This window comes from Pseudomonas sp. (assembly GCF_035512415.1).
Taxonomy (GTDB): domain Bacteria; phylum Pseudomonadota; class Gammaproteobacteria; order Pseudomonadales; family Pseudomonadaceae; genus Aquipseudomonas.
Genome location: NZ_DATKDZ010000038.1, coordinates 250652 through 269732, shown reverse-complemented (window position 1 = coordinate 269732; position 19081 = coordinate 250652). Strand labels below are relative to the sequence as shown.

The 19081-nt window shown below is 63.4% G+C and carries 18 protein-coding genes and 1 pseudogene; 15 read left to right on the top strand and 4 right to left on the bottom strand.

Annotated features, from left to right (window positions below):
* Positions 1–9: 9 nt before the first annotated feature.
* Positions 10–285: a hypothetical protein gene (locus tag VMP31_RS18380; protein WP_325509148.1), complete on the bottom strand. Its 276-nt coding sequence runs from the start codon at positions 283–285 to the stop codon at positions 10–12.
* A 503-nt stretch (positions 286–788) separates the two neighbouring features.
* On the opposite strand from VMP31_RS18380, the gene VMP31_RS18375 reads away from it, so the two are divergent.
* The 11 genes and pseudogenes from VMP31_RS18375 to VMP31_RS18330 all read left to right on the top strand — a co-directional run bounded on the left by VMP31_RS18375 (position 789) and on the right by VMP31_RS18330 (position 11767).
* The gene (locus VMP31_RS18375) at positions 789–1085 is read left to right on the top strand and encodes a type II toxin-antitoxin system MqsR family toxin (protein WP_325509147.1); all 297 of its coding nucleotides are present in this window, start codon (positions 789–791) and stop codon (positions 1083–1085) included.
* 2 nt (positions 1086–1087) lie between these two features.
* Positions 1088–1489, top strand: a complete 402-nt coding sequence (locus VMP31_RS18370; protein ID WP_325509146.1) for a type II TA system antitoxin MqsA family protein — start codon at positions 1088–1090, stop codon at positions 1487–1489.
* A 607-nt stretch (positions 1490–2096) separates the two neighbouring features.
* The gene (locus VMP31_RS18365) at positions 2097–2942 is read left to right on the top strand and encodes an IclR family transcriptional regulator (RefSeq protein ID WP_325509145.1); all 846 of its coding nucleotides are present in this window, start codon (positions 2097–2099) and stop codon (positions 2940–2942) included.
* Positions 2943–3118: 176 nt separating this feature from the next.
* Positions 3119–3991, top strand: a complete 873-nt coding sequence (locus tag VMP31_RS18360; RefSeq protein WP_325509144.1) for a CoA transferase subunit A — start codon at positions 3119–3121, stop codon at positions 3989–3991.
* A complete protein-coding gene (locus tag VMP31_RS18355) occupies positions 3991–4773 on the top strand; it encodes a CoA-transferase subunit beta (protein WP_325509143.1) in 783 nt (260 codons plus the stop codon). Before VMP31_RS18360 ends, VMP31_RS18355 begins: the two co-directional genes overlap by 1 nt.
* Positions 4770–5975: a 3-oxoadipyl-CoA thiolase gene (gene pcaF / locus VMP31_RS18350; RefSeq protein ID WP_325509142.1), complete on the top strand. Its 1206-nt coding sequence runs from the start codon at positions 4770–4772 to the stop codon at positions 5973–5975. Before VMP31_RS18355 ends, pcaF begins: the two co-directional genes overlap by 4 nt.
* 386 nt (positions 5976–6361) lie before the next feature.
* Entirely contained in the window at positions 6362–7150 is a 789-nt protein-coding gene (gene pcaD / locus VMP31_RS18345) for a 3-oxoadipate enol-lactonase (protein ID WP_325509141.1), read from the top strand.
* 287 nt (positions 7151–7437) lie between these two features.
* Positions 7438–7743 (top strand): hypothetical protein, encoded by a 306-nt coding sequence (locus tag VMP31_RS18340; RefSeq protein WP_325509140.1) that lies wholly within the window; start codon positions 7438–7440, stop codon positions 7741–7743.
* A 167-nt stretch (positions 7744–7910) separates the two neighbouring features.
* Positions 7911–10172 carry a putative bifunctional diguanylate cyclase/phosphodiesterase gene (locus tag VMP31_RS18335; protein ID WP_325509471.1) on the top strand — a complete coding sequence of 754 codons (2262 nt, stop codon included), beginning with the start codon at positions 7911–7913 and terminating at the stop codon, positions 10170–10172.
* A pseudogene (locus VMP31_RS23475) lies at positions 10169–10450 on the top strand (PAS domain-containing protein); the annotation flags it as partial. The gene VMP31_RS18335 and the pseudogene VMP31_RS23475, both read left to right, overlap by 4 nt.
* Positions 10451–10708: 258 nt before the next feature.
* Positions 10709–11767: a methyl-accepting chemotaxis protein gene (locus tag VMP31_RS18330; RefSeq protein ID WP_414705477.1), complete on the top strand. Its 1059-nt coding sequence runs from the start codon at positions 10709–10711 to the stop codon at positions 11765–11767.
* A gap of 76 nt (positions 11768–11843) precedes the next feature.
* On the opposite strand, the gene VMP31_RS18325 is transcribed toward VMP31_RS18330, so the two are convergent.
* Genes VMP31_RS18325 through VMP31_RS18315 form a run of 3 tightly spaced genes read right to left on the bottom strand, consistent with a single transcriptional unit; the run spans position 11844 to position 15064 of the window.
* Positions 11844–12188 (bottom strand): YdbL family protein, encoded by a 345-nt coding sequence (locus VMP31_RS18325; RefSeq protein ID WP_325509138.1) that lies wholly within the window; start codon positions 12186–12188, stop codon positions 11844–11846.
* Positions 12189–12199: 11 nt separating this feature from the next.
* On the bottom strand, positions 12200–12391 hold the full coding sequence (locus VMP31_RS18320; RefSeq protein ID WP_257779194.1) for a YnbE family lipoprotein: 192 nt from the start codon (positions 12389–12391) through the stop codon (positions 12200–12202).
* Between the two features lie 54 nt (positions 12392–12445).
* A complete protein-coding gene (locus VMP31_RS18315; protein WP_325509137.1) occupies positions 12446–15064 on the bottom strand; it encodes a YdbH domain-containing protein in 2619 nt (872 codons plus the stop codon).
* Between the two features lie 143 nt (positions 15065–15207).
* On the opposite strand from VMP31_RS18315, the gene VMP31_RS18310 reads away from it, so the two are divergent.
* The 4 genes from VMP31_RS18310 (at position 15208) to rmuC (ending at position 18858) form a co-directional block, all read left to right on the top strand.
* The gene (locus VMP31_RS18310) at positions 15208–15576 is read left to right on the top strand and encodes an MbcA/ParS/Xre antitoxin family protein (RefSeq protein WP_325509136.1); all 369 of its coding nucleotides are present in this window, start codon (positions 15208–15210) and stop codon (positions 15574–15576) included.
* A 70-nt stretch (positions 15577–15646) separates the two neighbouring features.
* Positions 15647–16399 (top strand): RES family NAD+ phosphorylase, encoded by a 753-nt coding sequence (locus VMP31_RS18305; protein WP_325509135.1) that lies wholly within the window; start codon positions 15647–15649, stop codon positions 16397–16399.
* 561 nt (positions 16400–16960) lie between these two features.
* On the top strand, positions 16961–17308 hold the full coding sequence (locus VMP31_RS18300; RefSeq protein WP_325509134.1) for a sel1 repeat family protein: 348 nt from the start codon (positions 16961–16963) through the stop codon (positions 17306–17308).
* 188 nt (positions 17309–17496) lie between these two features.
* Positions 17497–18858 (top strand): DNA recombination protein RmuC, encoded by a 1362-nt coding sequence (gene rmuC / locus VMP31_RS18295; protein WP_325509470.1) that lies wholly within the window; start codon positions 17497–17499, stop codon positions 18856–18858.
* Positions 18859–19081 lie beyond the last annotated feature (223 nt).

Genomic DNA, 19081 nt, shown 5'->3' with positions numbered 1-19081 from the left:
CTTCAAGGCTCAGCCAATGGCGTGTAGCGTGGACGACTCGGTGGCAGTTCGCACACAGCAGGCCAGGTCATCCAGGTGGGTTTTTTGATCTAGCTGCAGGGTGTGAAGCTGGCGAACGTGGTGAACATCAATCAGGCCGGCCCCGGCGTTACCGTAACGCGTTTGAAAGTCGAAGCCGCATGCTTCGCAGGCGAGCTTTCCAAATTTTGCTAGAGAGGATAAAGGGGACAGATTTATTTGCTGACCATTGGCTAGCAGCAAGGAAAAGCTCATGAAATCAGACATCTGCCAACACCAGTCCCGAAAGAAAGACGAACACCGTAAGGCGAGAGCGCACCTCAAAGTGGATCAAAGGCTGGAATGGCGGCACGAACTACCTGGCTGAGTGGGTAGCCGTTAATAACTACATCGACAGCAGCAGCGTCTGCGCCAACCACCGCAAAGGTTCAATCGACTATCGCGAATGCCGTAAAGCCGCCAAACAGCACTACCACGAAGAATGCAGAACATGGCGAGCGCGCTACGACAATGATCGCAAGGATCATAGTGACCGTATGAAGCAGCGCTATTGCTCGGCGGCGAGCAGTTTTAGCCCGATGGGGTAGGCCTTGCGGCGGGCTTGGCCTGCTGTACCCGGCGGCGAAGGCTTGCAAAATATTGACGATCAACCGGCACCGTGGGGCTGGATGCAGCCCCCGAGAGAAGCTGGTCGCGCAGTTGCGTACGTACGTCATTTTCCATGTAAAACCGCCTTGAAGAAATTAACCTAAAAGGTTATTTTGTGCCGCATGGAAAAACGCAAACCCCATTTCAAGCTGGAGCTGGTGAAGCAGGCCGTAGCCGAGCAGCGTTATCGCTTCACTCGCGTGGCCCTTGAAGGGGGCGCTGAGATGGGCATGGAGGTGGCCGATATGCTGGCCGTGATCGATGCCTTGAGCAGCCGCGATTTTCTCAAGAGTATGACAACCTATGCAGATCATACGAACTGGCAGGACGTTTACCGGCCCGAAACCGAATTTGGGCAGGTGTACCTAAAGTTCACGCTGGTGGCCGATTTGCTGATCGTTTCCTTTAAGGAGAAGTGACCATGAAATGTCCAGTATGCGGCGGGGCGGAACTGGTTCACGAGACCCGCGATATGCCCTTCACCTACAAGGGGCAAACCACCCAGATTACTGCCGTAACGGCTGACTGGTGCGATGCGTGCGGCGAGTCCCTGACTGGGCCTGCTGAAAGCGAGCGTGTTATGCGCGCCATGAATGAGTTCCGCCAACAGGTTAACGCCCAGGGCGGCAATCAGGAGTTGATTCGCAGTGTGCGCAAGCAATTGCACTTGAGCCAACGCGAGGCTGCCGAGTTGTTCGGCGGCGGACCTAATGCGTTTTCTCGTTACGAGCGTGGCAGCACGGAAGCCCCTCAACCTTTGGTACAGTTGTTCAAGATCCTGGGGCGCCATCCAGAGTTGATCAACGAACTGCGTGCAGGCTGAGTGTCGAAATCACTGTGCCGAATTGAGCAGAAACGAGCATGTGAGGAGGGCGGAAGCCCAGAATTGAGCGGGTTTGGCACGCACTGAAAGGCTCACAGGCGGGTTCAAATCCCGATCTTTCTGCCATATAGCAAGCCTAGCCCCTGAAGCTCCTAGAGTTTCGGGGGCTTTTTTGTTTCGGGCTGGTTAAGTGTCTAAAACGCACTGGAATCGATGTCCGGTCAGCGATACGTTGTAAACGCTGTAGCCGCAATGGCGCAGTGCTGGGCCAGTCAGAGTGAGTCTGCTGGTACCGTTTTGTACCACGCGATGTGGGCGGCGGAATCCTTCTTAGTATCTGGAGGGCCGCCTGTCATGGCATCTATTTCAAAAAAGTCCGCAAATCCGCCTTTACCCAGCTGAACGGTCAGTGCTGTTACAGCGGCCTCCACATGCGGCTAAGCCTTACCGCATTCAGCCGGCGCTTAGTTATCAAGCGGGTAGGGTATAGCTGGCCTCCATCAGTTCGCAGCCACATCTGAGCCAGAGCCAGGCGCTAACAGCGTTTGCGATTATCGCGCACCAGTTCGATAATCGCCTGGCGCTGTCCCCTTGCCCTGGAGGCCCCATGAGCGAAAATCGTCCGCCGCTGTCCACCCTGGCACCGCCGCCCTATGTGTCGCCGGCCAAGCGTATCGAGGAGTTCACGGGCGATCCCAACTTTATGTCCTCCCTGGCCCGGGGCCTGGCGGTGATCAATGCCTTTCAGGAGCGCAAGCGCCACCTGACCATTGCGCAGATCAGCCACCGCACCGAGATCCCCCGCGCCGCCGTGCGCCGTTGCCTGTATACCCTGATGCAGCTGGGCTACGCGACCACCGACGGGCGCACCTATTCGCTGTTGCCCAAGGTGCTGACCCTCGGCCATGCCTATCTGTCTTCAACGCCTTTGGCGGTTTCGGCGCAGCCCTATCTGGACCGCATCAGCGAGCAGCTGCACGAGGCCTGCAACCTGGCCACCCTGGAAGGTGAGCAGGTGCTGTATATCGCCCGCTCGGCGATTCCGCAGCGGCTGATCTCGGTGGACTTGAGTGTCGGCAGTCGCCTGCCGGCCTACTGCACCTCCATGGGGCGGGTTCTGCTCGCCGCGCTGGACGACGACAGCCTGCACGACTACCTCAATCACGCCGACCTGCAGGCCAAGACCAGCCGCACCCTGCATACCCCGGATGCGCTCTGGGAGTGCCTGCAGCAGGTGCGTCAGCAGGGCTGGTGTCTGGTCGATCAGGAGCTTGAGCAAGGCCTGCGCTCGCTGGCCGTGCCGGTATACGACTCAGCGGGCCATGTGCTGGCCGCGATGAACGTCAGCACTCACGCCGGGCGCGTGCCCGCCAGCGAGCTGGTGCAGCGCTTTCTGCCGATCATGCTCAATGCCAGCCGCGAGCTGAGCAGCCAGCTGTTCAAACCGCTCTAAATCGCTGCCTGCGGTTGGTTGCAGTGGCCGCGAGGCGTGGAGGGGAATGCTATTAATGGTTCGATAATCGAACGGTAAGACGATTATCGGATTGTTTGCCGCTGTCCCTCGGCCTACTGTTGACTCACTCGCCACCTGCAAGCGGTGGCACTGTCCAACCAGTGAGAGCAGCACCGATGGCCGAAATCATTTCCCTCGCCGAAGCCATACAGCGCTTCGTCAACGACGGCGACAGCATCGCCCTCGAAGGCTTTACCCACCTGATCCCGACGGCGGCGTCCCACGAGCTTATCCGCCAGAACAAGCGCGAGCTGACCCTGATCCGCATGACCCCCGACCTGGTCTATGACCTGCTGATCGGTGCCGGCTGCGCGAAGAGGCTGGTGTTTTCCTGGGGCGGCAACCCGGGTGTCGGTTCCCTCCATCGCCTGCGCGATGCGGTGGAGAAGGGCTGGCCGCAGCCGCTGGAAATTGAGGAACACAGCCACGCAGCCATGGCCAACGCCTACGTCGCCGGTGCCTCGGGCCTGCCATTCGCCGTGCTGCGCGGCTATCAGGGTTCGGACCTGGTCAAGGTCAACCCACGAATCAAGTTCATCGATTGTCCGTTCACCGGCGAGAAGCTGGCGGCGGTGCCGAGCGTCCGTCCGGATGTCACCGTGATTCACGCGCAGAAGGCCGACCGCAAGGGCAACGTGCTGCTCTGGGGCATCCTCGGCGTGCAGAAGGAGGCGGCCCTGGCGGCCAAGCGCTGCATCGTTACCGTGGAAGAAATTGTCGACGACCTCAATGCATCGATGAACGCCTGCGTATTGCCGAGCTGGGCGCTGACCGCGGTCTGCCATGTGCCCGGCGGTGCCCATCCGTCCTACGCCCTCGGCTACTCCGAGCGCGACAACCGCTTCTATCAGGCCTGGGATCCGATTGCCCGCGACCGCGAAACCTTCAGCGCCTGGATCGACGAATATATCCGCGGCACCGCTGATTTCGCCGCTTTTCAAGAAAAACTGCGCCAGGCCAAACTGGTTGCTCAGCAGGAGGCCAATTGATGAGCGCCTACAGCACCAATGAAATGATGACCGTGGCCGCCGCCCGCCGCCTGCAGAACGGTGCGGTGTGCTTCGTCGGCATCGGCCTGCCATCCAAGGCCGCCAACCTGGCGCGTCTGACCTCCTCGCCGGACGTGGTTCTGATCTACGAATCCGGCCCGATCGGGGCCAAGCCGAGCGTGCTGCCGTTGTCCATCGGCGATGGCGAGCTGGCCGAAACCGCCGACACCGTGGTGCCGACCGGCGAGATTTTCCGCTACTGGCTGCAGGGCGGGCGTATCGACGTCGGCTTCCTCGGCGCGGCCCAGGTCGACAAGTACGGCAATATCAACACCACGGTGATTGGCGATTACCACCAACCGAAAGTGCGCCTGCCCGGTGCCGGCGGCGCGCCGGAGATTGCCGGCAGCGCCAAGCAGGTGCTGATCATCCTCAAGCAGTCGCACCGCACCTTTGTCGACAAGCTGGCCTTTATCACCTCGGTCGGCCATGGCGAGGGCGGCGATCACCGCAAGCAGCTGGGCCTGCCTGGCGCGGGACCGGTGGGCATCATCACCGACCTGTGCATCATGGAGCCGGAAGCCGGCACCAATGAATTTATCGTCACCACCCTGCATCCGGGCGTGACCCGCGAGCAGGTGATCGAGGCCACCGGCTGGCAGATCCGCTTTGCCGATAGTCTTAGCGTCACCGCCGCGCCGACCGAGATCGAACTCGCTGCCCTGCGCGCCCTGGAAGCCCGCACCGCAGCCGCCCACGGCCAGGCCGGGGGTGAGGAATGAGCCGCGAAGTCTTTATCTGCGACGCCGTGCGCACGGCCATCGGCCGCTTCGGCGGCGGCTTGGCCCCAGTGCGCGCCGACGACCTGGCCGCGGTACCGCTGAAGGCGTTGATCGAGCGTAATCCGGGCCTGGATCTGACGGCGGTCGATGAAGTCTTTATGGGCTGCGCCAACCAGGCCGGTGAAGACAACCGCAACGTCGCGCGCATGGCCCTGCTGCTGGCCGGCCTGCCGGACAGCGTGCCGGGGGTGACCCTCAATCGCCTCTGCGCTTCGGGCATGGACGCAATCGGCACGGCCTTTCGCGCCATCGCCAGCGGCGAGGTGGAGCTGGCGATTGCCGGCGGCGTCGAGTCGATGTCGCGCGCGCCCTATGTGATGGGCAAGGCCGACAGCGCCTACGGACGCAGCCAGAAGATTGAAGACACCACCATCGGCTGGCGCTTTATCAACCCGCTGATGAAGGCCGAATACGGCGTGGATGCCATGCCGCAGACTGCCGACAACGTCGCCGATCAGTTCGGGATCAGCCGTGCCGATCAGGACGCCTTCGCCCTGCGCAGCCAGCAGCGTGCGGCTGCTGCCCAGGCCGCCGGCTTCTTCGCCGAAGAAATCGTCCCGGTGACGATCAAGGGCAAGAAGGGCGACAGCGTGATCGATCAGGACGAACACCTGCGTCCGGACACCACCCTGGAAGCCCTGAGCAAACTCAAACCGGTAAACGGAGGGGACAAAACCGTCACCGCCGGCAACGCCTCGGGGGTCAACGATGGTGCTGCGGCGCTGATCCTGGCCTCTGCCGCGGCGGTGAAAAAACACGGTCTGACGCCGCGGGCGCGGGTGCTCGGCATGGCCAGCGCCGGGGTAGAGCCGCGGATCATGGGCTATGGCCCGGTGCCGGCGGTGCGCAAGCTGTGCGAGCGGCTAGATCTTCAGGTCAGTGATTTCGACGTGATCGAACTCAACGAGGCCTTTGCTGCGCAAGGCCTGGCGGTGACTCGCGACCTCGGCCTGGCCGACGACGCGGCCCAGGTCAACCCCAATGGTGGTGCCATCGCCCTCGGTCACCCGCTGGGCATGAGCGGCGCGCGCCTGGTGCTGACCGCCCTGCATCAGCTGGAAAAGTCCGGCGGCAAGCGCGGCCTGGCGACCATGTGCGTGGGTGTCGGCCAGGGGCTGGCGCTGGCCATCGAACGGGTCTGAGTTCTGCGGGTGACGCGGGGCCACCTAGACCGTGCGCACCGCAGGCTAACTTCGTTGTATCGAGCCGAGCCGGCCTGCACCAGTGCTTCATGTAGGAGATCCTGCCCCGTCTTCGACACCGCGCTGTCGCGCAGCAAACTGGTGCTCAAGGATCAAGACCGTAGGATGGGTGATAACCCATCAATCGCGGCGATGGGTTATCACCCATCCTACGGTTATCGGTGCCTACAAGACTTCGTGTTGATCTAATTTTTACATGTAAAACAATAAATTATTTGTTGTTTGATAAGAGCCCGTGACAATGGTCTTGATCGCCAACGGCAATGCCGCTGGGGCGCACGCGCCCTGGCCGAACATCGAACCCTATGTATTGGAAGGAGTTTCCCGTGCCTGTTGTCCACCTCGCCGATGGCGACCTGAATTACCAACTCGAAGGCCCGGCTGGCGCGCCGGTGCTGCTGCTAAGCAATTCCCTGGGCACCGACCTGGGCATGTGGGACACGCAGATGCCGGCCTTTACCGAGCATTTCCGGGTGCTACGCTACGACACCCGCGGGCATGGCCAGTCGCAGGTCAGTGACGGTTTCTACAGCATCGCGCAACTGGGCCGCGACGTGCTGGCCCTGCTCGATCACCTGGATATCGCCCAGGTGCATTTCTGTGGCCTGTCCATGGGCGGCCTGATCGGCCAGTGGCTGGGCATCCATGCCGGCGCGCGCCTGGACAAGCTGGTGCTGTGCAACACCGCGGCCAAGATTGCCAACGATGAAGTGTGGAACAGCCGCATCGACATGGTGCTGCAAGGCGGCCAGCAGGCCATGAGCGACCTGCGCGATGCATCCATCGCGCGCTGGTTCACTCCCGAATTCGCCGCGGCCGAGCCGGCCCAGGCCAACCGTATTACCGCGATGCTGGCAGCCACCTCGGCCCAGGGGTACGCCGGCAACTGCGCGGCGGTGCGCGATGCCGATTTTCGCCAGCAACTCGGCGCGATCAAACAGCCGACCCTGATCGTCTGCGGCACGGCGGATGCGGTGACCACCCCCGAACACGGGCGCTTTATGCAGCAGCAGATCGCCGGCGCGCAGCTGGTCGAGTTGCATGCCGCGCACCTGTCCAATGTCGAGGCCGGCGAGGTCTTTACCGCTGCGTTGTTGGCCTTTCTGAAAGCCTGATTGCCATTGCCTGTTGGGCGTCGCTGCGCTCAACGGAACGCCGCCCGACCCAACCTACGACTTATAGCCTTACAACCCGCAACGGGTAGATCACTTCTCTACCCGTCAGAGCCACCAGGAAAACGTTCGTTTATCGCGCCCATGCGCGCGCGCGGGAGCAGTTCGGCCGGCTTTTGCTGCCAATTGTCCGGCCATTTCCCAGGGTTGCCGGCTTGTTTGACCTGAATCAACGGGTGCGGCCATTTGCCATTATAAAAAGCACTCCTTTTCCAAGGGAGTTGGCTCGCATGAATGATTCCGGGCAGCAGGCGCGAATTCTCTGTAACGATCAGCAACTGGCCAGCACCCTGCGCGAGTTGCTGGGTGGCCAGGCGGCGCAGCAGGTGCTGTGCGAGGCTGGCGACTGCCGCGATGCCCCGCTGTGCCGTTGGCTGGGTGAGGCGCAGTTGGGCCAGATGGGGCGAGTACAGGCGGCGCTGGTCGAAGTGGTGGATATCCTGCAAAGCACCCGGCATGCCTTCAAGTCCCGGGAAGTGGGGCGCGCGCGCCGACGCCTGAGTGAGCTGATGGCAGAATTGTCAGGCCCGCAATGATGCTGTAAACATGCCCCCAGTAGGTTCCGCCTCAGGCGGGAACCGGCTTTGCCGGGCAGGACACAGGGCCTGCAAGACGAAGCGCCGCAATGATCGTTCCTTTATCGAACGGGTCATCGCGGCGTTTTTTTTTGCTTTCGCATTGACCCAGGATGGCGGTGATGACGATGAAGATAAAAGAAAATTTTGCCGAGCTGCTCAGGCGTTTGCGCCTGGATCAAGAGGAAATCGACGAGCGCTTGCGCTTTCTCGACTGGAGCCGTGAGGACGCTCGGCGGCTGCAGGCCCACGGGGCGCAGATGGCCGAGGCGCAATATGCCTTTGTCGAACAGCTGTACGGCCATCTGGAACACTTCGCCACGCCCTCGGCCCTGCTGCATTCGCCGGCGACCGTTGCCCGCCTCAAGCACAGCCAGGGGGCTTACTACCGGGACCTGTGGGAGGGGCGCTTCGATGCCGATTATGTCGACGGGCGCTTGCGTATCGGCATGATTCATCAGCAGGTCGGTTTGGAGCTGAAGTGGTACCTGGGGGCCTATCGCCTGTACCTGGACCGCATGCTTACCAGCCTGTTCGCCGAGCACCCGCATTGCGAGCTGTATACCAGCTTGCTGAAGGCGGTGTTCTTCGATATTTCCCTGGCCATCGACACCTACAGCGCGGCCCAGCACAGCGCCCTGGAAGACAGCGAGGCGCGCTTTACCCGGGCCCTGCGCGGGGCCAATGACGGCCTCTGGGACTGGCATGTGGGGGAAGACCGACTGTATGTCTCAGAGCGCTGGGCGAGCATGCTCGGGGTCAGCCGCGACGCTATCGGTGATGCCAGCCAGGGCTGGTTTGCCCGGGTTCATCCGGACGATCTGCCAGGCTTGCGTCAGGCCATTGATGCTCACCTGAGCGGTGCCACGGCGCTATTGCATCACGAGTACCGCATGCGCAAGCGCGATGGCGACTATGCCTGGGTGCTGGTGCGCGGGGTGGCCGAGGAGAGCGAGCCGGGCCAGCAGCGCATGGCTGGCTCGCAAACCGATATCAGCGCGCGCAAGCTGGCCGAGCAGCACCTCAGGCATGCGGCCCGGCATGACCCGCTGACCGGGCTGGCTAATCGCACCGGGCTGGATGAGCAATTGCAGCAGGCCGTGCAACGTCAGCACCAGCTGGGCGCGCGGGAGGCGGCCCTGCTGTTCGTCGACCTGGATCGCTTCAAGCTGATCAACGACAGCCTCGGTCATGCGGTCGGCGACCGCGTACTGGTAGAGGTGGCGAGGCGCTTGAGCGGCTGCCTGCGTCCGGGCGATCAGCTGTTTCGTTTTGGCGGCGACGAGTTTGTCGTGCTGCTCGACAACCTCAATTGCAGCGGCGATGCCGAGCGGGTGGCCCAGCGCATTCTCGATGGTCTGCACCAACCGCTGCAGCTGGATGAGCGCACCCTGGTGGTCAACGCCAGCATCGGCATTGCGCCGCTGCAGGACCAAGGCAAGCTGCTTGACGCCCTGCAGGCTGCGGACCTGGCCCTGTACCGGGCCAAGGCCGCGGGCAAGGCGCAGTTCGCCCGTTACAGTGAGGAGTTGCAGGTGGCGGCGCAGCACAACCTGGCGCTGGAATCGGCCATGGGCCAGGCCCTGGATAACGGCGAGCTGGAACTGCACTACCAGCCGATCTGCCGTCTCGATGCGGAGCAGCCTTACCTCGCCGGGGTCGAGGCCTTGCTGCGCTGGCGCTGTGGCGAGCGGCTGATCCCGCCGATGGAATTTATCCCGGCGCTGGAGGAGTCCGGGGAAATCATCCGCGTCGGCGACTGGGTGCTGCAACAGGCCTGCGCGCAGACCCGCGCCTGGCAACTGGCCGGTCAGCTGCAGCTGCGCTGCTCGGTGAATATTTCCAGCCGGCAACTGCAGCAGGCGAGTTTTATCCCGCGCCTGATCGACATTCTGCAGACCAGCGGCCTGCCGCCCGCCAGCCTGATTCTGGAAATTACCGAAAGCCTGCTGATGGAGGACAGCGAACACACCCTGGCCAGCCTGCGTGAACTGGCCCGCCTGGGGGTGGTGCTGGCCCTGGACGACTTCGGCACCGGTTACAGCTCGCTGAGCTACCTCAAGCGCTTCCCGCTGCAGATTCTCAAGGTGGACAAGAGTTTTATCGATGGCACCAGCGGCGACGGTGAGCTGAGGGTGATCAGCCGGGCGATTATCAGGCTCGGTCACAGCCTGGGCATGGAGGTGGTGGCCGAAGGGGTGGAAAGCCCCGAGCAGCTCGATTTCGTGCTCGGCGAGGGCTGTCGCTATGCCCAGGGTTACTGGTTCGGCCGGCCCAAGCCTGCCGCCGAGCTGCAACGTCTGTTCAGCCAGCCGGATTGCTGCGCGGGCGTCGTCTGCCTGCTGCCGGAAGCCGCCGCACAACCCGCACGGAGCCAGGCCCAAGCATGAAAATCAACCTTCCGCTCAGTGGCCGTCAGGTCGGCTTCCAGGCCAGTGCCAATATCCTTTCCACCACCGATCCCAAGGGCAGCATCACCTACGTCAACCGCGACTTTATTGATATCTGCGGCTTCAGCGAGGCCGAACTGCTGGGCAGTAACCACAATATTGTCCGTCACCCGGATATGCCGCCCCAGGCGTTCGCCCATATGTGGCAGACCCTCAAGGCTGGCCGTTCGTGGATGGGCCTGGTGAAGAACCGCTGCAAGAATGGTGATCACTACTGGGTCAGCGCCTATGCCACGCCGGTGCTGCGCGATGGTGAGGTAGTGGAATATCAATCGGTGCGCACTCTGCCGAGCCCGGCCCAGGAGGCGGCTGCCGAGCAGCTCTATGGCCAGCTGCGGGCCGGCCGTACGCCGCGGCTGTTGCGCCGGCCGCGGTTGGCCGTGGCGCTGCGCTGCAGCTTGGGCAATGTCGCCTTGAGCCTGGTTGCGGCGGCTGTGCTGGCAGCCTCTGGTCTGCTCGGCTGGGCCCAGGCGGGGATGCTGGTGGCGCTGCTCGGCCTGCTGCAGGGCGGCTGGCTGCTGTACAGCCTGAGCCCTCTCGACAAACTGGCGCGCAAGGCTTGTGCGATTGCCGATAACCCCCTGAGCCAGGCGCTCTATACCGGGCGCAACGATGCCTTTGGCCAGATCGATTTCGCCCTGTGCATGCTCGAAGCGGAAACCCGGGCGGTGGTCGGCCGCATGGCCGACTCGGCGCGCGAGTTGAATCTCGAAGCCGCCGAGCTGGTGGCTGCGGTGGGCAGCAGTAACCAGGCCTGTGTGCAACAACAGGGGGAAACCGCCCAGGTGGTCAGTGCCATCGGCCAGCTCGCCAGCAGCGTGCAAGAGGTGGCGCGGCATGCCCAGCTCACCGCCAGCGCGGCCAGCCTGGTCAATCAGGAAACCGACCGCGGCCTGCAGATGGTCGAGCAGACCCGTCAGCAGATTGACAGCCTGGCCGGCGAGGTGCAGCAGAGCAGTGCGGTGATCCATCAACTGGAACGCCATGGCCTGGAAATCAACCGGGTGCTGGAGGTGATCCAGGGCATTGCCGAACAGACCAATCTGCTTGCCCTGAATGCCGCCATCGAGGCGGCGCGGGCCGGGGAGGCCGGGCGCGGCTTTGCCGTGGTCGCCGACGAGGTGCGTGGCCTGGCCTCGCGCACCCAGCATTCCACCGCGCAAATCCAGCAGACCATCGACACCCTGCGACAATCCACCACCAATGCGGTGGCGGCCATGCAGCGCAGCCATGCCAAGGCCGCCGCCAGTGTCGAGCAGGCTGCACTGGCCGCCGTGGCGCTGGACGGGATCAATCAGCGGGTCAACGAAATCAGCGATATGAGCGTGCAGATCGCCGCGGCGGTGGAGCAACAGAGCGCAGTGGGCGACACCATCCAGGGCAACCTCGAAGGGATTCGCCTGGCCACCGACGGCAATGTCACGGCCGGCGACCAGAGCCGCCAGGCCGCCCACCACGTCGCCGGCCTGGCTACACGCCTGCAGCTGCTGGCCGAGCAGTTCTGGGGCGACCGGGGCAGGTCAGGGCGTAGCTAGGGGGGGTGAGCAAGGACATCACCAAGAAAAAGGCCCCGCCGGCAGATGCCGACGGGGCCTGTGGTTACTGCTGCGGCTACTTGCGCAGCCACTGGCCCTTGACCTGGATATATTGCCCGGGCGGGGTCTTGTCCAGGGCCTTCTGCCCGGCTATGGCTTCCACATCGCTGAGCTGGATGCCGTTCTGCGCCGCCAGCTTCTGGTATTCGCCACGCCGCGCCTGGTTGATCAGGCGGGCGATTTCCGCGGCCTGGCCGTCGCTCTTGACCACACCGAGGTAGCCGTTGGGCATTTCCCCGAGCTGGCCGCTGGCCTTGGCGTCGCTCAGGGCGGACATGGCTTCATTAAGGTTCAGGGCTGCGGCCGGCAGGCTCAGGCTGAGCAGCAGCAACAGGCCGGCAAAACGTTTGAACAGGGTCATGGTCTGGCTCCTCAGAAAAGTCCGCTGGATTCGCTGAACATACTGTCCAGGGCTTTATCCACCTTGATATAGATTTCGTGCTCGATCTTCACATTGAGGTTGATATTGATCGGCTCATTAGGCATGGCCAGCTGTACCGTGGGGGTGCAGGCGGTGCTGAGCAACCCCAGTAGCAGGGCGGCGAAATAACTGCGTAAGCGCATGGCGCTTCTCCTTGGTGAGGGCCTGCGGCCTTTGCGTGGCGCAGGGTGCAAGCCCTATGGCTCTTGTGGGGCCTTCTGGCGCTCCAGCATACGCTGCTGGACGCGCTGTTTGATGATCTCGTTCACCTTGTCGGTCAGTTGCAGGCTGGCCAGCAGGGTGGGGATGTCTTCTTCCAGGCTGATGTTGAAGTGGATCGGCCGACCTTTCTCGATGGCCGGGTTCTGCCCCTCCAGGCGGATATCCAGTTGCAACTTGCCGTGCTGATCATAGTTGACCTGGCTGCTCAGGGTCGCATAACGGAAATCCTCCAGCGATTGGGTCACCAGTTGCATGGCCGGGTTGCTGCGACCCAGGGCGCGAATCCGCTCTGAGTGGAACTGCAACTGGCCGCCGGGCTGGCGGGCGGCCAGCTGCCCTTGTTCGATGGTCGCCCCGGCGCTGCCGAGGCGCAGGGGTAACAGGCCATCAAGGGTGCCACTACCGGCCAAGCCCTCTGTCGGGTAGAGAATAAAAAGCTGCTCAAGTTCCAGGCCCTGGACCCTCAGGGGCAACAATAAATCGCCCTCGGCCAGGTTCCACTGGCCGGGGTCGAGCTGCACGCTGCCGCCCACCAGTTCACCGCGGGCCTGGCGTACCTGCAAGCGGCCCTTGTCGAGCGTGGCCAGGGGGGCCTGGTAACTGGCGCTGAACTGCAGCGGGCCGAGGGGAATGCCGGGATTGGCCTGCTGCAGCTGCAGTTCTTGAAGCTCGATCTTTACTTGGCGCGGGTCCAGTTGCAGCTGCAGGCGAGTGTCCAGGCCGCTCAGTTCGGTGCGGTCATAGATGCCGCCCAGGCCTTTGCCGGTGAGTTCCAGCGTGCCGCTGGGGGCGCTGGCATTGGTGGCCAGACTCAGGCTGGCCTTGGCGTTGAGGCGGCCATCGCTCAGGTTGAGCAGCGCCGGCCAGGCGCTGAAGCTCTGCTGCAGTGGGTTGCCGCTGCGCAGAAACAGCTCGGCCAGTTTTGCCTGTAGGGTCAGGCCGGCGGCGCTGCTGTGCTGCAGCTGCAGGTTGAGCTGTAGATCCGCGTCGTTGCCGAGTTTGCCGTCCAGTTTGATCTGCGCCTCGCTCGCCGCCAATTGGCCCTGCCATTGCCAGCCCTGGGGCTTGAGCTGGGCCTGGTGCAACTGCTGTAGGCTGAGGCTGGTCGGCCCCTGCAGTTGCCAGCTCTGCAGCACGCCGACCTGATGTTGGGCGCTCAGGTGCAGGGCGTTGCTGCTGGCCTTGAGCTGCTGCATGCGCATCTCGGCACCCTGCAGCTGCCCCAGGCTGAGCTGCGAGCCCTGGCCCAGGGCGAGGGTGAGCTGCTGTTCGTCCAGATAGCCGCTTAGCGCCAGTTTGCTGCGCAGATCGCTGATTACCCAGTCGCCAAAGGTCAGGCCGGGACTGTTCAAGGTCAGGCTGGCGTCCGCCAGTTGCAGCGCCCAGGGCGCGGCGTTGGCCAGGGCCAGGCGGCCCTGCAGGTCGAAGCGGCTGCTGCCCTGGCTGCTCAGGCTGAAACTCAGGGGCAGGGCGCGTTCGAGCAGGTTGGCGGCGAGGGCGTCGAAACGGTCAGCGGCCTTTATCTGCAGGTGCAGGGACTCGGGGCGCAGGTTGGCCGGCAGGGCCTGCAGCGCCGCGCTGCTGATCTGGGCGAGCTGCAGATCGGCCCCCAGGCTGTCGGCGAACCACTGCCCGTCGAGGGCACGGGCGGCCAGGTTGAGCTGACCCTGCAGCAGGCCGATGCCGGGCACCGGCCAGGGCTCGGGCAGGTCGGCGCTGGCGCTGATCTGGCCGCTGGCCTGCAGCAGCTGACTCAGGCTCAGCGGCCCAGGGCCGAGCTGCAGCTGCCAGTCGGCCAGCAGCTTGGCCGCCGTCGGCGCTTGCATGCCGTCCCCCTGGGCAACGGGTAGCCATTGCTGCAGCCAGCTTTGCAGCACAGCGGCCTGGCTCATTGACGCGCTGGCAAACTGGCCATGCCATGCCTGGCCCTCGGCAGTGGTCCACAGGTGGCTTTCAAGGCTCAGTTGTGGCACCTGGTCGACCGCCAGGGTCAGTTGCAGCGCCACGGCGTCGTTATTGCCTTGCCACTGGGCCGTCCAGTTCAGCTGGTGTTGTTGATGGTGCAGGTTGAGCTGCAAGGCCAGGCTCTGTTCGCCAATCGCGGCGTTGTTCGGCCTGCTCAGCTGCAGGTCGCCCAGCAGGCTGCAGCGCTGCGTGGCGCAGGGCAGGTCAATGACAAAGCGCTGGATATCCAGGTTACCTGGCAGCAGGGCAAGCGCCGCACCCAGCTGTTCCAGCTGCATGCTGGGCTCGGGGCCGCTGGCTGCCGTGGTGGTTGTCGGTTGCGGCAGGCTCATCGTGAGGCTGGCGATCTGCACCTGTTGCCAGAAGGGCGGGCTCAGGCGCAGTTGCGTCCAGCGCAGCCGCAGTTGCTCGACCTGCAGCTGCAGGCTGCCCCCGGCCTGGCGCTGGCGCACGTCGAGGCGGGCCAGGGCGATGCCGTCCAGGTCGAGGGACAGGCCTTGCCAGTCCAGCTGCTCGATCTGTTGGCGTTCGAGCAGGCGGGTCCAGCTGAGATAGGTATAACTGCCGAGCGCGAGGGCCAGCAGGCTGAGCAAGCTGATAAGTCGCAGCCAGGTACGCCGGCTGATCATGGGCACGGATCCAGGGTGGGGAGGGCTATTTCTGCAGCAGACCTTAACCCATGGACCTGGGGCTGCCAATCCGGGTGTTTTTTATGCTGTGTATTTGCAGCATTAAGTGCTATTTTTGATGCAAACGAACATTGGAGGCGGTGATGAGCGCATTGATTCGACCGGTGGCCGACGCCGACGCTGTACTGGCCAAGGCGTTGCTCAATACCCGCGAGCAGTTGGGCCTGACCCAGCAGGAGCTCGCCGATATCGTTGGCGTGCATCGCACGGCGATTTCGCGCTGGACCGACAGCGGCCTGCGCGTGCAGAGCAAGACCGGTGAGCTGGCGCTGCTGCTGATTCGCGCCTATCGCGCCCTGTTCGCCCTGTTTGGCGGCAACCTGGCGGATATGCAGCACTTCCTGCGTACCGATAACCATCATCTACAAGGCGTGCCGCTGCTGCTGATGATGCAGGTACAAGGCCTGGTGCGGGTGGTCGAATACCTCGATGCCATTCGCGGCAAGGGCTGAGCCCGCACTGCAAACCGACCGCGCCCCGGCCTGGGGCTGAATAACAATAAGCATAAGGAACCCGGTCGCCATGGATATCTGGCAAGCCTGTAACGGCCCCGAGCAGATCAAAGCGTTGCGTGGGCGTCTGGTACGCCTGGTGGAAAGCCAGGCCCAGGTCGCCACCATGCAACTGGTGGACACCCTGGCTGAGCAGGCGCTACTGGAGGAGTTGCTGGAAGGCAGCAAGCCGCCATTGCCGCAGCAGGCCGAACCCCTGCATTACTTGCTGAAAACCCCGTTTCGCTATCCCCCCCTGCGCTGGGGCTCGCGCTTCGGCACGTTGCACGAACCCAGCCTGTTCTATGGTGCGCTGCGTATCGACACGGCGATGGCCGAGGCGGCCTATTACCGCTTTCTGCTGTGGCAGGGCATGGCCACACCGCCGCCCAGCGGGCGCATCCTTTCCGAGCACTGCACCTTTGAGGCGCGTTATCAGGTCGAGCGCGGCATCCAGTTGCAGCACCCACCCTTCGCCGCGTACCAGGCCGAGCTGTGCCATGTTGCGGCCTACCAGAGCACCCAGGTGCTGGGGGCGGCCATGCGCGAGGCTGGGGTCGAGGCTTTCGAGTACCGTTCCGCGCGCTGCCCGCTGGGTGGCAACAATGTGGCCCTGTTCGTGCCCCAAGCGCTGGCGGAGAAGCGGCCGCGCAACCTGCTGAGCTGGTTGTGCGAAACCACGGCCGACTATGTCGCCTTCAAAAGCGCCCAGGTGCCGGACAAGCCGAGGGTGTTTCGTCAGGCCATTTTTCTGCGTGATGGCCAATTGCCCTTGCCCGCCTAGGGCGGGGCTTTTACGGCTGTTATTGCCCTGAAAAAGGGCGCGCTCACGCACGGCGGCGCAGACTTGTGCACATTTGCGATGCGTCTTGTCAATGTACATTTCGTGATTGACGTAAACCCTTGATTCTTCATGCGGCTTTTTTAAGTCAATGAAAAATATGAACTTTTTTAACTGGTGAAAAAATCGCCAGTTTGACTTCGGCCCCCGTGGCATAGGCGATCAGGGCGCTTGCTCCCATGTTATCCACGAAGTTATCCACAGCTTTTGTGGATTAACTCGCGCATGCGGCCAGGGGGCGGTCGCCAGGCCACAAGACAGCGAAAAGCCCGTCAGGCGGCTCTTTTGCAGCGCTGCGCTGGCGGCTGGAAAGTGGCGTCAAGACACCCCGGCCAGACCCTTTGGGGCCTGGCCGCCAGGGCGGCTAAAACAGCCTGTGGCAAGGCTTTACCTTGGCGAAAAAAGGAGTAGAGTTGCGCGCCTTTCCCGCTACCGCTGCTTCCTATGCCTCGCGTATTGCCTCGTATACCCGCAGAACATCCTTCTACTGCTGCTCGCCTGCCGATGCGCGTCGCCCTGTGGCTGCTCGACAGCCCGCGCCTGGGCCACGCGTCGAGCGTCAAGCGTTTTGCCGGCGGCTTGCTCAAGCAGCCCGCCATGCAGGGTGTGGTGCAGGCCCAGAGCCGTCTGGGGCAATTGCTCTGCCGCGACTGCGGCAACCCGCGTGATCGCCGTATCGGTCTGGAGTTGCTGCGCCAGGCGGCGCGTGCCGGCGACATGCGTGCCCAACTCGAACTGGGCGAACTGCTCAGCCTGCCGCGCAGCAGCGAGCCGCAACAGGCCCGCCACTGGCTGGAACTGGCTGCCGGCCAGGGTTCGGCCGAGGCCAGGAAGCTGCTTAAACAGCTCTGACACAAGGCAGCGAGGCCCAGACATACTGGTTATACTGCCAGTACTTTTCTGCGGAGCTGCTTATGCCAATCGATCTGTCCACCGCGCTGGCACCGGCGCTGCTCGGTTTTGCCGCGGCGGCTGTTCCTCTTCTTTATATGGCCTGGTCGCTGCAGCGTCGTCTGGCCAGCCAGCAGCTGGAGTTCGGCCTGCTGCAGGAACGCCTGAGCAATGCGCAACTGGCCCAGGCCGGGCTGGCCGCGCAACTGGATGATTGCCGCGAAGAGGTCGCCGAGATCAGCGAGATCAAGGCCGATCAGCAGGCCGAACTGGCCGCGCTGCACCGCGAAACCGAATTGCTGCAGCACGAGCGGCAGATCGCCCGCGAAGCCGCCCAGGCCTGGCACAGCCAGCGCGAACAGCAGGAAGGCGAGATCCGCCGCCTGGATGCCCAGCGCGCCGCCCTGGCCGCCGAACTCAAGGAACAACAGGACAGCCACCAGCAGCGCCTGAGCGATCTGCAGGGTTCGCGCGATGAGCTGCGGGCCCAGTTCGCTGAGCTGGCCGGGAAGATCTTCGATGAGCGCGAACAGCGTTTTAGCGAAACCAGCCAGCAGCAGCTCGGCCAGTTGCTCGACCCGCTCAAGGAGCGCATCCAGTCCTTCGAGAAACGTGTCGAGGAAAGCTACCAGCAGGAAGCCCGCGAACGTTTCTCCCTGGGTAAGGAGCTGGAGCGCCTGCAGCAGCTCAACCAGCGTCTGGGCGACGAGGCGACCAACCTGACCCGTGCCCTCAAGGGCCAGAAGACCCAGGGCAACTGGGGCGAACTGGTGCTCGAACGGGTGCTGGAACACGCCGGCCTAGAGAAGGGTCGCGAGTACCAGACCCAGGTCAGCCTGAAGAGCGCCGACGGCGAGCGCTTCCAGCCGGACGTGCTGATCCAGCTGCCGGGCGACAAGCAGGTGGTGATCGATGCCAAGGTCAGCCTGACCGCCTACCAGCAGTTTATTGCCGCCGATGACGACGCCAGCCGGCAACTGGCGCTGAAGCAGCATGTGCTGTCGCTGCGCAGCCATCTGAAGGGCTTGTCGCTAAAGGATTATCAGCGTCTTGAAGGCCTGCACAGCCTGGATTTCGTCTTGCTGTTTGTGCCGATCGAGGCTGCCTTCGCCGCGGCGCTGCAGGCCGATCCGGGTTTGTTCCAGGAGGCCTTTGATCAACATATCGTGATCGTCAGCCCGACCACTTTGCTGGCCACCCTGCGGGTGATTGACAGCCTGTGGCGGCAGGAGCGGCAGAGCCAGAACGCCCGCGAAATTGCCGAACGCGCCGGGGCGCTGTACGACAAGTTCGTCGCCTTTATCCAGGACCTGGATGAAATGGGCGCGCGCCTGCAGCAACTGGACAAGGCCTACGCCGGCGCGCGCAACAAGCTCTGCGACGGCCGCGGCAATATTGTCAGCCGGGTGGAAAACCTCAAGCTGCTCGGCGCTCGCGCCAGCAAGAGCCTGCCCGCCGACCTGCTCGAACAGGCGGCCGGGGTGGCGTTGCTGGACGAGGCCACCGAGTAGAGCGTGCATCGCGTCAGGAATGTGTAGGAGCGGCGGGGGTGCCTAAGCCCGCGCTGTGCCGACGGGCCATTTCGCGGCCATGGGCCGCTCTCATAAAACAAAAAATAACTCTTTGTTTTATATATAGAAATTAAATCTGCACAAAGACCTGTAGGAGCGAGCCATGCCCGCGAAACGCATCGCGGGCATGGCCCGCTCCTACAGGTACCTACAAGCTGAAAGA